The organism is Streptomyces sp. NPDC087428 (assembly GCF_044744085.1).
Classification (GTDB): domain Bacteria; phylum Actinomycetota; class Actinomycetes; order Streptomycetales; family Streptomycetaceae; genus Streptomyces.
Genome location: NZ_JBIUXR010000026.1, coordinates 68,644 through 81,188, shown reverse-complemented (window position 1 = coordinate 81,188; position 12,545 = coordinate 68,644). Strand labels below are relative to the sequence as shown.

The following is a 12,545-nucleotide window of genomic DNA, read 5'->3' as shown; positions in this document are numbered from 1 at the left end:
GGAGCGGTTCTCGCGATCGGGGTCAGGAGCCGAGCGGCGGCATGGACAGGGTGACACCGGAGTCCGCGCAGTGTCCCTGCGCCTTACCCCTGAGGTTCTTCACGTCCTGGGCGGACGGCGTTTCGGAGGACTTCTTGGCGGTCGCGAGCGCCCACCCCTCGTACTGGGAGATCTTGGCTCCGAGGTAGCCGTCCTTCATCTGCGCGCGGCGCTCGTCGCCGGTTTCCTTCCACCACTTCTCCGCGTCCGGCACGGGTCCGGTGGAGATCTGCTCGGCCTCGGTGATGATGCGCTGCGCCAGCTCGCAGTCCTGGGCGGAAGCCTGGCTGAGCTTGTTGTGGTCCTGCCACCAGTACCCTGCACCGGCGACCAGGGCCGCGGCGATGACGGCCGTGACCGCGCCGATGACGAGGCGGTTGCGCTTGCGGTTCTGCGTCGTGGACGTGGTGTTCATCGGGTCCTCCAGGGCGTCTTCTCGGCCGCGTTCGGCGACACCGAGAAGTCTGGAGTTTTACGGCCCGCCGGACATCGGCCACGAATCGGAGACCGGACGGGGCGGATCTGGCACGTCGGCCGGGGTGGTTCCTGCACCCTCAGGGGCAGAACTCGGGGGTGCGAGTGCACCCTCAGGGGGAGGGACGCACCAGCCCCGACTCATAGGCGAACGCGACGGCCTGGGCACGGTCACGCAGGTGCAGTTTCGCCATGAGGTTGCCCAGGTGCGTCTTCACCGTGGCCTGCGCGACATACAGGTCCGCCGCGATCTCGGTGTTGGACAGTCCCCGGGCGACCAGAGCGAGGACGTCCCGCTCGCGCCCTGTCAGGACGTCCAGCCGTTCGGCCTGCCCGTTCGCCGGCGCCAGCCGGTCCGAGACCCGGTCCAGGAGAAGCCGGGTGATGCGCGGCGCCACCACCGACTCCCCCGCGGCCAGGACCCGGATGGCGTGCACGATCTCCGCGGCGGGAGCGTTCTTCAGCAGGAAGCCGCCGGCTCCGCTGCGCAGCGCCGCGAACGCGTCCTCGTCGTTGTCGAAGGTGGTCAGCACCAGCACGGCGGGCGGATCGTCCAGCCGCATCAGCTGCTCCGTGGCCTGGATGCCGTCCATGACAGGCATGCGGATGTCCATGATGACGACGTCCGCCTCGACCTCTCGCAACAGCTCCAGGGCGCGCGCGCCGTTCTCCGCCTCACCGACGACCTCGATGTCGTCCTGACCGGCCAACACCATGGAGAACCCGGCCCGGATCAGCGGCTGGTCGTCCACCACGGCCACCCGGATCGGCCTGCCTGCCTGCGTCATCACTTGGTCCCTGTCGGTATCGAGGCACGTACCTGCCATCCGTTGCCGAGCCGGGGACCGGCCTCGAAGCTGCCGCCGGCGAGCTCCACCCGCTCCCGCATCCCCACGAGCCCGTTCCCTCCCGAGTGCCCGCCGACGCCGCGGCCGCAGAGTGTGCCCGCGCCGTCGTCGACCACGCTGATCAGCAGTGTGCCCCGCTCCTCATGGAGCCGGATGTCGACCCGGGCCCCGGCTCCGGCGTGGCGGAGCACGTTCGTGAGGCACTCCTGGACGATGCGGAAAACCGTCATCTCCTCCGCCGGCGACAGCCGCCCTCCGCCGACCTCGACCGACACGTCCACGCTCAGCCCGGCGGCCCGCGCGCGTTCGGCGACAACCTGGATCTCGTCAAGGGTGACCAGGCGCCGTGGCGGGCCGCCGTCGGCGGAGTCCGGGTTTCCCTCGCGCAGCACCCGGACGATGCGGTGCATGTCGTCTATCGCGTCCCGGCCGGTGGCGGCGATCGTCTTCAGCGCGGACCGCGCCATGTCCGGCGACTTGCGCAGTACGGACTCGGCTCCGTCGGCCTGAAGGATCATCACGGCCAGGCTGTGCGCCACCACGTCGTGCAGTTCACGGGCGATCTCGGCCCGCTCCCGGGCCGCAGCCAGCCGGACGCGCTGCTCCTGTTCCCGCTCGACGTGCCAGGCGCGGGCCGACTGGCTCTCGGCGTAGAGGCGCCGCGTGTGCAGGGCGAAGGCCGTCAGCCAGACCGTCAGCGTCAGCCCCCAGAAGATCAGGAGCGTGTGGAGATCAGCGAACTGCCCGATGCCGAGGGCCGGCACGCCCACCGTTCCGGCCGCCGTGGCCAGCAGCACCGCGGCGCCCGCGAAGTACGGCATCCAGGCGGTCCGGGAATGGTGGACGACCGACATCATGGCGAACAGCACGGCGACGTCGTACGAAGCGGGTGCCGACGCCAGCAGCAGGTCGGGCACGTCGTGCAGGACGAGCTGGACGGCGCTCAGTGCCAGGACGAGCCCCAGCACCGTGCCGGGGAACCGTCTGCGGGCCAGCAGGCACAGTCCCATCAGCGCGCCCAGGACCAGGTCGTACTCGGCGCCGTAGTACTGCGCCGCCACCAGGACCACCAGCGCGATGGCGATGTCGCACGCCCTGGCGACGGCGCGTCCGTACCGGCCGGACGGGGTCATCCAGGACGACGGGACCGCGACGGTCCTCTCCTCAGCCAACCGTCGTGCCTCTCTCCTCCGGCGGGGCGCGACCGCGGGCCCTGCCGCCACAAGTACCGCGGGGCCGCGCGGGCTTCGCGATGAGGACGGCGCCCTCGCCCGCCCATATTGCCTCAGCGTGGCCCCGCAGGCCCACGCCGGGGCGGTGCCGGGCCCTCAGCCACGCGTCGCTGTCCCGCGTGACAACCCCGTACAGGACGTGGCCAAGGGCTCTCCCGCGATTCCTGGCGGGACAACCCAATACAGGTTCTAGGACTCCGGATAGCGCAGTACGGCGAGGATGCGGCGGTTGCAGCCGGTGGTCCGGAGGAGATCGAGCTTGTCGAAGACGGCGCTGAGGTTCTTCTCGGCCGCGCTCGTCGAGATGTGCGGCTTCTCGGAGATGGCCGCGTTGGTGTACCCCTGCACCAGTTCCTCAAGGACACTGCGCTCGCGCGGGGTCAGCCGCGCGAGCGGGTCGGCATGCGTGGTGCGGAACACCAACTGTCGTACCACTTCGGGGTCGATGGCCACGCCGCCGGCGTGGATACGCTCCAGTGCGTCGAGGAACTCCTCCACCTGCGCCATCCGGTCCTTGAGCAGGTAGCCCACGCGTTCGGCGTTCTCGGACCTCGCCCACCGCCGCGCGTACGTCGTGGCCCTCCTCGATGAGCAGGCGAACGAGCCCTTCCCGCAGGAGAGTCGAGTCCTCGGCCAGCATTACGCGCACGGCACTCCGCGATGATCGTGGTGGGGCCCTCGGGGGGACTGTGGACATGGAGGCGTCCGTCGAGCGCGTCGACCCGGCCGGCCGGCCCGTTGAGCCCGCTGCCCGCCATGTCCGCACCCCCGATGCCGTTGTCCTCGACCTGGACGACGAGGAGGTCCGGGTACTGGCGGACGTCTACCGAGATCGCGCTCGCCGTCGAGTGCTTGGCGGCGTTCGTCACGGCTTCGGAGACCACGAAGCAGGCTGCGGTCTCCACTGGCCGGGGCAGCCTCCCGGTCAGTCCGAGATCCATCCGGATGGGGATGCCGCACCGCTCGGAGACACCCCCCAGCGCCTCCTGGAGACCAGCCCGCCGAACAGCAGCCCGATCCAGTAGAGGACGGCCGCGCCGGCCACCGAGCCGAGCGTGGTCCGGAACAGGGCGGACGCCAGGCTGATCACGTCCTGGCCGGCCGCGAATCCGGTGAGGGGCAGGATCACCTCGCTCCCTGTGGAGAACCGCGGGGCTGCTCGGCCCCTGACACGGGGGAGGACCAGGGGCCGGTCTGCTGTCCGCTGTCCGCTGTCCGCTCAAGCACCCGGAGCAGACCGGCCCGTGGCGCCGGCCGCCCGGTGTTCCGCTACCAGCCGGCCTTCACCCCGTCGTAGGCCGCACGGCAGTCGGCGTTGGTGGCCTCCGTGGCCAGCTTCGTCATGGAGTTCTTCCAGACCTTCTTGGCCAGCTTCTCCAACTCCCTTGTCGCGGCAGGGACGTTCGGCGAGTACTTCTTGATCGTCGCGATGGAGGACTTGGCGAACTTGTTGCACGCGGGGCCGGCGGCGTTGCGGTAGCGGGTGTCCAGGTCCGTGGCGACCGCCTGGCCGTTGTCGGTCGCCCAGGTGTTCCAGGCCGCGCACGCCACCTCCGTGAGGGCCTTCTGGTCGTCCTCGCTCAGTCCCATGGCCTCGACCAGCATGGTGTTCTGGACCTTGTCGGGGACCGTGAAGTTCGCGACGGGGAACTTGTCGAGGGTGTTGAGCAGCGCGTCCTGACATGCCGGGGGCAGCGGGGCCGCGTGTGCGGTGGCGGGAACGGCCAGGGCGGAGCCGGCCAGGAGAGCGGCAGTAAGTACGGTGCGCTGGACGGTACGCGAAAGAGTCATGGGGTGGTGCTCCTTGCACGGAAGGGCGGGTCGGTCCGGGCACCGCGTCGGCGCCCGACGGCTACAGAACGATCACCGTCTTCCCCAGGTCACGGCTTCTGCCGGCGGGACGGCCGTTGGCACACAGGGCCGTCGGCCGTCCGTGCGAGGAGGAAGGATCCGCGGAACGGCCGGTGGGCCGGCGGATCATGTGGGACGTACGCGCTCCGCGGACGGTCCGGGCTCCGCAGAGGGCACGGCTCCGTCGGCGCCCTGCGCAGTCCCGCGCCCGGAGGCAGCCGGAACCCGTGGTTTCCGTTCCGGTCGGAGCGCGTTCCGGGTGCGCCGGCGGAAGACCAGGAACCCGGCGCACGCGGCGCCGATGAGCCAGAGGAACTGGATCACGAGGCCCTGGGCGGCCGATGCGTCGGAGAAGGCCGCGGACATGCTGGCCTGCACGGCTCCGTACGTCGGCAGGAAGCGCACGACGGCGCTGTCCGACCCGGAGCTGGAGAGCGGGTTCTGCAGGGCGACGTCGAGGATGCTGATCATCAGGATGGCGAACATGCCCTCCACCTCCCGGCGGAGTACCGATCCCAGGACGACGCCGAGCGCGCCGTAGGTCAGGGCGGCGCAGAACAGGGCGGCCGCCAGCACGAGGGGCTGCCGCGGCGGCCAGGAGCATCCGACGGCGGCCGTGGCGTACGCGGCGATGGCGGCGCAGACCAGCGTGAGCGCGGAGAGCTTGGCGAGGACGAGGTGATACCGCGGGTATCCCGCCATGGCCAGGCGGCGGTCGAAAGGGCCGCCCGTGAAGGTGGCGGCGAACATCATGAATCCGGCGATGAGGGTGACCGCGTTCAGCGCGCCGGTGATCTGGGTGAGGTGGTTGCCGGGCGGGGAGAGGATCTCGCCGGTGGCCCGCAGCCGGAAGGGGGCCGGCCGGTCGGGGATGGTCACATAGGCCAGGCCGATCCATACGGGGATGTACACGACCACCAGCAGCATCGCGAAGTGGTTGCGGGCATGGCCGATCAGCGCGTACCGGGACGCCGTGGCGAACAGGGACCAGTGCCGCCTCATGCCGCTGCCTCCGCACGCCGTTCCTGCTGGTGGAGGCGCCCGCCCTCCAGGCGCCACAACAGGTCCAGCCGGTCGATGTCGTAAGCCAGGTGCGAGACGACCAGCACCGAGTGCCCGGCGTCGCGCAGCTTCGTCGCGAGCTCCCAGAAGCGCAGATACGTCTCCCAGTCGAACCCCTGGTAGGGCTCGTCCAGCAGGAGTACGTCCGGATCGTGCATGAGCGCCAGGGTCAGGTTCAGCTTCTGTCGCGAGCCCCCGCTGAGCAGACCCGCACGCTGGTCGAGGTACTCGGTGAAGGCCAGAACCTCCATCACCTCCTCGGCCCGCCGCAGGTCCGCGAGGCCGAACGCCTTCTTGAAGAAGTCGAGGTGCTGGCGGACGGTGAAGGAGTCGTTCAGCACCACGGACTGCGGGCAGTAGCCGAACCCGCCGTTGTGCCGCACCGAACCGCGGTCCGGGGCGAGTTCACCGGAGAGGATCTTCAGCAGGGTCGTCTTGCCCGCGCCGTTCTCCCCGACGATGCCTGCGAGAACGCCGGGCCGTAGCCGAAGGCCGACGCCCCGGAGAACGGCGTGCTGCCGGTAGGAGTGGTGCACATCTCTGACGTCCATCGTCTCGCTCCGTCGTACCAGGTCTTCCTGAGGGCCGCGGAACCGGTCCGCGTCTTCCGGTCGGCGGGGGTCCTCCGGTCGGCCGGTCGGCGGCGTGACCGGACCGCTCCTGCCCAACGAGCAAGCCCAGCAGCGGAAACGGCGCCGGAAGCGGGCCCGTCGCCGGCGTCAATCCCGTACACGATGTGTCACCCACGCGATCATGTCTCGCCCCGAAGCGCGGCCCCGGGGCGGCGGTGTGGCTAGCGTGACCGGGGCCGGTGCCCGCGGTCCCGTTCCACGCGCGCACCGGTGACGTCACGCGCTCACGAGGGAAGGTCGGTCAGTCATGCGGAGAACGTGCGTGATCGGAGCAGGCCCGTCCGGCCTGGCCGCGAGCAAGGTCCTCGCCTCGCGCGGCGTTCCCTTCGACTGCTTCGAGGCCGGTTCGGGCATCGGCGGGCTCTGGCGGTACGGCAACGACAACGGCATGTCGGGGGTGTACGCGTCGCTGCACACGAACATCTCGAAGGAGAGCATGTCCTTCTCCTCGCTGGCCATGCCGGAGACCTACCCGGTCTTCCCGCACCACAGCAAGGTCCTCGCCTACCTGGAGGACTACGCCGCGTCGTTCGGTCTGCACCGCCACATCGCGCTCGGCACTGAGGTCACCTCGGTGCGGCCCCTGGACGACGGCGGCTGGGAGGTCGCCCGCCGACGCCGCGGGGACGCGGACGTGGAGACGCAGCGCTACACCGAGGTGGTCGTGGCCAACGGGCACCACTGGGACCCCCGTCTCCCGGACCCTCCCCTGCCCGGGGCCGAGGACTTCGAGGGGCCCGCTGTCCACTCGCACGAGTACCGCTCCCCCGAGTCGTACGCAGGCCGGCGGGTGCTGGTGATCGGTATGGGCAACTCCGCGTGCGAGATCGCGGCGGAGATCTCCCGTACGGCGGCGCGGACGTTCCTCTCCGCACGCGAGGCGGTGCACGTGTTCCCCAAGATGCTGCTCGGCCGGCCGGCGGATCACTTGGTGTGGAGCCCGCTGTCCGTGCTCCCGCGGTTCCTCAAGGACCCCGCGATGGCGCTCCTCCTGCGGCTGACCCGTGGCGCCCCGGCTCAGTACGGGCTCCCCGAACCGCTCCGCGGCCCCCTGGCCGCTCACCCCTCCACGTCGGACGAACTCCTCGTCCAGCTCGCCCGGGGCGCGGTCACCCCGAAGCCCGGCGTCAGCTTTTTCGACCGGGACACGGCGGCCTTCGCGGACGGCAGCCGCGAACCCGTCGATGCCGTGGTGTACGCCACCGGATACTCCATCTCCTTCCCCTTCCTGGCCCCCTCCGTCTTCGCCGCCCCGGACGGCCGCACGGAGCTCTATCTGCGCACGATGCCGCCCCGGCTCCCCGGGCTCTACTTCATGGGGCTCGCCCAACCCGCCGGTGAGGCCTTCCCGTTGCTCGAACCGCAGGCAGAGTGGATCGCCGACCTGATCCAAGGAGCGGTCGCCCTGCCGTCACCGGCGGACATGACGCGGGCGATCGACCGCGAGTGGCGATCCCACGACCGGACCTATGTGTCCACCTACCGCCATGGGATCGAGGTCGACGTCCGCTCCTACCGAAGGGCCCTGCGCCGGGAACTACGGGCGGGCAGACGCCGGGCACGCGGTGCGGTCACGCCGCCGTCCGGCATGGCCGGCCCCGCTCCGGCGTCCGAAGCCGTGTGATCCGCTCCGCCCGGACTCTCAGGTGCCGACCGGAGCCGAGCTCTCCTCCAGCTCGGCCACGGCCTGCTCCCACAGCTCGGGCAGCAGTTCCCCCAGCGGAAGGGCGCGGTCGGCGACGAAGGACACCTCGGCCCAGTCGCCGAAGAACGACAGCCCGACCCCGAAGAGGTGTCCGGGCACGAGCAGGGGCAGCAGGGCGGTGCCCGTCACCTGCGTCTCCCCCAGGCTCCCCTTCTCGGCGAGCGGCATGGAGGTGGCCATGACGTTGGTGACGCGCGGGGAGAGCATCCTCCGCAGGTACCACTCGGTGGGGCGGCCCGGCATGAAGCGGACCAGGTCCTGGATGGCCTGCCGCCATGTCTCGCCCCGCAACCTCCGGGTCGCGGCCATGACATGGTCCAGTCGCCGCAGAGCCGCGTCACCGTCCCGGGACCCGTCCGGGTGTTCCGGGGCGGGCCCCACCGGCAGCTCCAGTGGCAGGGCGAAGCAGCGGTTCCCCCACGTCTGGTCCTCGTCGGGGCGGCGTGCGTCGACGGGCAGTACAGCCGTCACCCGGGGGAGCGGGACGCCGGAGCGGGCCGACCAGTGCGACAAAGCCCCGGCGAGCGCGGCCAGATGCACGTCGTGGGCCGAGCCGCCGCGCGCGGTTCCGATCCGGCGGAGGGTGTCCGCCGGTACGCGGCCCCGCGACAGCCGCCGCTCCCCGGAGGGAGTGAAGGCGGCGCCCGGACGGTGGCCGCGAACGGCGAAGGAGTCGGCCACGAACTTCGTGGCCAGCCCGACCGCCGCACCCACCCGTCGGGGCACCCCGGCCCGACGGCTCGCGCCCGGCACCGGGCGCGCCGACGGCTCCCCCTCGCCCAGCACGGCGCGGAAGGCCAGGGCGGCGGCCGAACCGTCCTGGCAGGCGTGGTGGAAGCGGTAGCACAGGGCGTACGCGTCGGGTTCGTGGCCGTGGACCAGCCAGATCCCCCAGTAGGCGCCGGGTGCGAAGGGGGCGTCGAGCGCGGTGTGCAGGGCGGAGTCCCACCCGGCGGGTCCGTCGGCGACCACCTCGTGCACGTGCCGGTCGACGGCGAACTCCGCGTCCGGCTGCCACCGGGACCGCCGGCCGCCCTCGACCCGGCTCGTGAGCAGGGGCAGCCCGCGGAGGCGGAAGCCCACGTACAAGCGAAGGTCCGCCAGGGTCGGGGGCGGACCGCTGAGGTACGCGACGCCCCCGGCGTCCCAGCGGACGTCGGGCCGACGGCGCTCCATGCTGAGGAACGCGCGGTCGACCGAGTGGGTGGGGTGGCGGGGAGAAGGAACAGACCGATCAGGCCGGTCGGACGGGGCGGACCGGGTGGACTGCTCTGGAACAGACATGGGGCTTCGGGGCTCCGATTCGGGCCGGGGACGAGCGCGATGAAGGCGGGCAGGAGGGACGGGGAACGCGAGCGGACGCGGGGCAGGAGGCCACCGCGCCGGGCGGCCCGCCCCGCCCCGGCCGGCCGCAGCGCACCGCTGTCCGGACCGGCCGACCACCAGGATGGCCCCGGCCGAAGCGAAGCCGTCCCGTATCCGAACCCCGCTCCGGCCTCGGCGGCCGTACTCCTGGCAGACCGGCGGGGGCAGGCCGATCCGGCACCCCTGCCGACGAGTTCCCTCGAAAGGAGGACGGGGATCCGACCGCCCCCGCACGGTTCACGGCGCGGCGTACTTCGTTCGGGTGAGCGGAGGGAATCAGGGCTCGCGCCCCGCCCGCCGTCTGACATTGTGTGCCGTGCGCCGGAGGTCACCGGGCCCAGGGAGGGCCTGAGGAACCCCGGCGGGACAGAGGGCGTCGGAGGACCGGCGAGCACGAGCCGCACCGGCCGGACAAGCCAGACGGGGCGCGGTGCGACCGCCAGTGACACCCCGCGTCGCAGGACGGCCGGTGGCGTCCCGTTCCCCCGCTTCCGTTCGCCGCGCGCGGTCGCGGGCCCGCCCCCCTCTCACTGCCCTTGGAGCCGCACTCGTGCACGTCGCCCTCACCGGCGCCACCGGATTTCTCGGACTGCGCCTGTTACGTCGTCTGCTCGACACGCACCGGTCGGTGACGGTCCTGGCCCACACGGGTTCGGGGAACGCCCTGCACCGCATCAGCCGGTTCTTCGAACTGACGGGCGCCTCGGAGGAGTTCACCGCCGGGCTGCCGGATCGGTTACGGGTGGTGGAGACCGATCTGGCACTGCCGCGGCTGGGACTGTCCGGACGGACGTTCCAGAAGCTGGCCGACGGCCTCGGCGCGATCTGGCACAGTGCGGGCAGCATCAACCTGGAAGGGGACCTTCCCGAGCTGCGCCGGACCAACGTCGAAGGGACCCGGCACGTCCTGGAACTGGCGGCCGCGGGCCGTCAGATGCCCGCGGTCCACCACGTGAGCACCGCCTTCGTGGCCGGGGCGCGGCGGGACGGAGTGGCGTATGAGGACGAGCTGGACGATGCCGGCGGCTTCGAGAACGCCTACGAACGGTCCAAGTACGAGGCGGAGCTGCTGGTACACGCGTGGTCCCGGGAGCACGGCCGTCCGGCCCTGGTCCTGCGGCCGAGCATCCTGGTCACGGACCTGCCGCCGCACCCCGACCTGCCCGCGCATCCGCTGCTGGTCATCGAGCGGATCCTGCGTGACGCGTGCCGTGCCGCCCGCCCCGCGGGCCCCGGTCCGGCCGGCCGGCTCCGCGTCCGCACGGTGGGGCATCCGCACGGCCGGCTGAACCTGTTGCAGGTGGAGCACGCGGCCGAGGTCATGGTGCGGCTGGCCGGGCTGGCGCCCTCGGGCGGGGTCGACACGTATCACGTCGTCCATGACCGCGATGTGCCCGTACCGACGGTCGTGACCCTCCTGGAACAGCTGGTCCCGCTCTCGATCGAGCTGGTCGCCACCAGGCCGGACGCGCCGTCGGCGCTGGAGGCGCTGCTGGATTTCTACCCGGGGATGACGGCCTACCTCGCCCATCGGCGACGGTTCGACGACACCCGGGTCAGGACGCGGCTGGGGCCGTCGGCGGCCTCCGCCCCGGTGGGCCTCGACTACCTCCGGTCCGGCCTGGCCCCGCGGGACAGGGGCCTGCCCGGCTCGCCGGACATCCCCCCGGCCGCCCTCCCGTCCGCCTCGTACGCCTGACCAGCAGACGTCCTCTCCCGTTGGAGCCTCTCCGTGTCCGTCCTCGCCGTTCCCGGCTCGCCCGCCGCGTCCCCGCCGGTCTTCTCGCCCGAGGGGATCACGGCCCGTGCCCGGCGGATCCGGGAACCCGTCCACGTCGTCAGCGGGCCGGACGGCCGTGAGCTGGGGCTCGCGACCGGCCCCGTACCCGGCGGTCCGGTGCTCGGTACGCTGCCGCCGCTGTACCCGGAGTGGCTCGGCGGCCGCACCTTCTGCGAGGCGCACGGCGTCCGCTTTCCCTATGTCGCCGGTGAGATGGCGAACGGCATCGCGACCACCCGGATGGTCTCGGCGATGGCCGGGGCGGAGATGACCGGCTTCTTCGGCGCCGGCGGTCTGGCCTACCCCGACGTGGAGCGGGCCGTGCACACGCTGGCGCACGGGCTGGGATCCCGCCCGAACTGGGGCGTCAACCTCATCCACTCACCGGCCGAGCCGGCGCTGGAGACGCGCGTCGCGGAGCTGCTGCTGCGCTGCGGTGTCCCCCGGATCTCCGCGTCGGCGTTCGTGGAGCTGACCCCGGCGGTCGTGCTGTGCTCGGCCCACGGGCTGCGCCGGGGCGCGGACGGCGGCGTCGTCCGGCGTACCGGCCTGTTCGCCAAGGTCTCCCGGCCCGAGGTGGCCGAGAGGTTCCTCTCCCCCGCCCCGCCCGCGCTGCTGGGCCCCCTCGTCGCCCAGGGGAAGCTGACCCGGGAGGAAGCGGAGCTGGCGGCCCTGGTGCCGGTGGCAGAGGACATCACCGTGGAGGCGGACAGCGGCGGACACACCGACAACCGGCCGTTGTCGGTTCTGCTGCCGAGGATCGCCGCCCTGCGCGACACGCTGTGCCGGCGGTTCGGCTACCGCCGGCCGGTCAGGATCGGCGCGGCCGGCGGCCTCGGCACACCGGAGGCGGTGGCCGCGGCCTTCGCCCTCGGCGCGTCCTACGTGGTCGTCGGGTCGGTGAACCAGACGGCCACAGAGGCGGGCCTGTCCGACGAGGCGAAGGCGATGCTCTGCGACGCCGACATCTCCGATGTGACCATGGCGCCGGCGGCCGACATGTTCGAGCTCGGCGTGAAGCTGCAAGTGCTCTCCCGGGGAACGATGTTCGCCCGGCGGGCCGACCGGCTCCACGCCGCGTACCGGGCCCACGGATCGCTGGAGGAGATCCCGTCCGCGCTGCGCACCTCGATCGAGCGCGATGTGCTGCGCGCCCCGTTCGACGAGATCTGGCAGCACACGCGCGCGTTCTGGGAGGAGCGCGATCCTGCGGAGATCACCCGTGCGGAGGCCGACCCGAAGCACCGCATGGCCCTGGTCTTCCGCTGGTACCTGGGCAGTTCCAGCCGGTGGGCGATCACCGGGGAGGGGTCGCGGCGGGCCGATTACCAGATCTGGTGCGGGCCGGCGATGGGCGCGTTCAACCGGTGGGTGGCGGGCACGTCCCTGGCCGACCCGGCGCAGCGGTCCGTGGTGCAGATCGCGCTCAACCTGCTCGAAGGGGCCGCCGTACTCACCCGCGCCCATCAACTGCGCACGTACGGGGTCCCGTTGCCGTCCGAAGCGTTCACCTACGTGCCGTGCGAGCTGGCGTGAGCGGCACCGGCGCCGCCGAGG

At 72.1% G+C, this 12,545-nt stretch carries 10 protein-coding genes and 3 pseudogenes; 3 read left to right on the top strand and 10 right to left on the bottom strand.

The features are described from left to right. Positions 1 to 22: 22 nt before the first annotated feature. The 9 genes and pseudogenes from ACIO3R_RS37440 to ACIO3R_RS37400 form a co-directional block, all read right to left on the bottom strand. Positions 23 to 454 carry a hypothetical protein gene (locus ACIO3R_RS37440; protein ID WP_402111484.1) on the bottom strand — a complete coding sequence of 144 codons (432 nt, stop codon included), beginning with the start codon at positions 452 to 454 and terminating at the stop codon, positions 23 to 25. Positions 455 to 626: 172 nt separating this feature from the next. Continuing rightward, positions 627 to 1,301, bottom strand: a complete 675-nt coding sequence (locus ACIO3R_RS37435) for a response regulator (protein ID WP_385026081.1) — start codon at positions 1,299 to 1,301, stop codon at positions 627 to 629. Continuing rightward, positions 1,301 to 2,533: a sensor histidine kinase gene (locus tag ACIO3R_RS37430; protein ID WP_402111482.1), complete on the bottom strand. Its 1,233-nt coding sequence runs from the start codon at positions 2,531 to 2,533 to the stop codon at positions 1,301 to 1,303. The genes ACIO3R_RS37435 and ACIO3R_RS37430 overlap by 1 nt, the downstream gene beginning before the upstream one ends. A 249-nt stretch (positions 2,534 to 2,782) precedes the next feature. Continuing rightward, positions 2,783 to 3,233 (bottom strand): annotated as a pseudogene (locus ACIO3R_RS37425) (response regulator transcription factor). A 79-nt stretch (positions 3,234 to 3,312) separates the two neighbouring features. After that, positions 3,313 to 3,534: pseudogene (locus ACIO3R_RS37420) on the bottom strand (ATP-binding protein); the annotation flags it as partial. 59 nt (positions 3,535 to 3,593) lie between these two features. Then, positions 3,594 to 3,728, bottom strand: a pseudogene (locus tag ACIO3R_RS37415) (DedA family protein); the annotation flags it as partial. Positions 3,729 to 3,862: 134 nt separating this feature from the next. After that, positions 3,863 to 4,384, bottom strand: coding sequence for a hypothetical protein (locus ACIO3R_RS37410; protein ID WP_385026075.1), 522 nt, complete (start codon positions 4,382 to 4,384; stop codon positions 3,863 to 3,865). Between the two features lie 186 nt (positions 4,385 to 4,570). After that, a complete protein-coding gene (locus ACIO3R_RS37405) occupies positions 4,571 to 5,446 on the bottom strand; it encodes an ABC transporter permease (RefSeq protein WP_385026072.1) in 876 nt (291 codons plus the stop codon). Further along, entirely contained in the window at positions 5,443 to 6,057 is a 615-nt protein-coding gene (locus ACIO3R_RS37400) for an ATP-binding cassette domain-containing protein (protein WP_402111480.1), read from the bottom strand. Before ACIO3R_RS37400 ends, ACIO3R_RS37405 begins: the two co-directional genes overlap by 4 nt. 343 nt (positions 6,058 to 6,400) lie before the next feature. Between ACIO3R_RS37400 and ACIO3R_RS37395 the strand changes: the two genes are divergently transcribed. After that, positions 6,401 to 7,762 carry a flavin-containing monooxygenase gene (locus ACIO3R_RS37395; protein WP_402111477.1) on the top strand — a complete coding sequence of 454 codons (1,362 nt, stop codon included), beginning with the start codon at positions 6,401 to 6,403 and terminating at the stop codon, positions 7,760 to 7,762. A gap of 18 nt (positions 7,763 to 7,780) precedes the next feature. Here ACIO3R_RS37395 and ACIO3R_RS37390 read toward each other — a convergent pair whose 3' ends face one another. Beyond that, complete coding sequence (locus ACIO3R_RS37390) at positions 7,781 to 9,127, bottom strand: hypothetical protein (RefSeq protein WP_402111475.1); 1,347 nt, start codon at positions 9,125 to 9,127, stop codon at positions 7,781 to 7,783. Between the two features lie 631 nt (positions 9,128 to 9,758). Between ACIO3R_RS37390 and ACIO3R_RS37385 the strand changes: the two genes are divergently transcribed. Then, positions 9,759 to 10,907, top strand: coding sequence for an SDR family oxidoreductase (locus ACIO3R_RS37385; protein ID WP_402111473.1), 1,149 nt, complete (start codon positions 9,759 to 9,761; stop codon positions 10,905 to 10,907). Between the two features lie 33 nt (positions 10,908 to 10,940). Continuing rightward, positions 10,941 to 12,524, top strand: a complete 1,584-nt coding sequence (locus tag ACIO3R_RS37380; protein WP_402111470.1) for a PfaD family polyunsaturated fatty acid/polyketide biosynthesis protein — start codon at positions 10,941 to 10,943, stop codon at positions 12,522 to 12,524. The last annotated feature ends 21 nt before the right edge of the window (positions 12,525 to 12,545 follow it).

Coding starts and splice junctions, on each gene's coding strand:
- ACIO3R_RS37440 (WP_402111484.1), bottom strand. CDS start 454: ATGAACACCACGTCCACGACGCAGAACCGCAAGCGCAACCGCCTCGTC.
- ACIO3R_RS37435 (WP_385026081.1), bottom strand. CDS start 1,301: ATGACGCAGGCAGGCAGGCCGATCCGGGTGGCCGTGGTGGACGACCAG.
- ACIO3R_RS37410 (WP_385026075.1), bottom strand. CDS start 4,384: ATGACTCTTTCGCGTACCGTCCAGCGCACCGTACTTACTGCCGCTCTC.
- ACIO3R_RS37405 (WP_385026072.1), bottom strand. CDS start 5,446: ATGAGGCGGCACTGGTCCCTGTTCGCCACGGCGTCCCGGTACGCGCTG.
- ACIO3R_RS37390 (WP_402111475.1), bottom strand. CDS start 9,127: ATGTCTGTTCCAGAGCAGTCCACCCGGTCCGCCCCGTCCGACCGGCCT.
- ACIO3R_RS37400 (WP_402111480.1), bottom strand. CDS start 6,057: ATGGACGTCAGAGATGTGCACCACTCCTACCGGCAGCACGCCGTTCTC.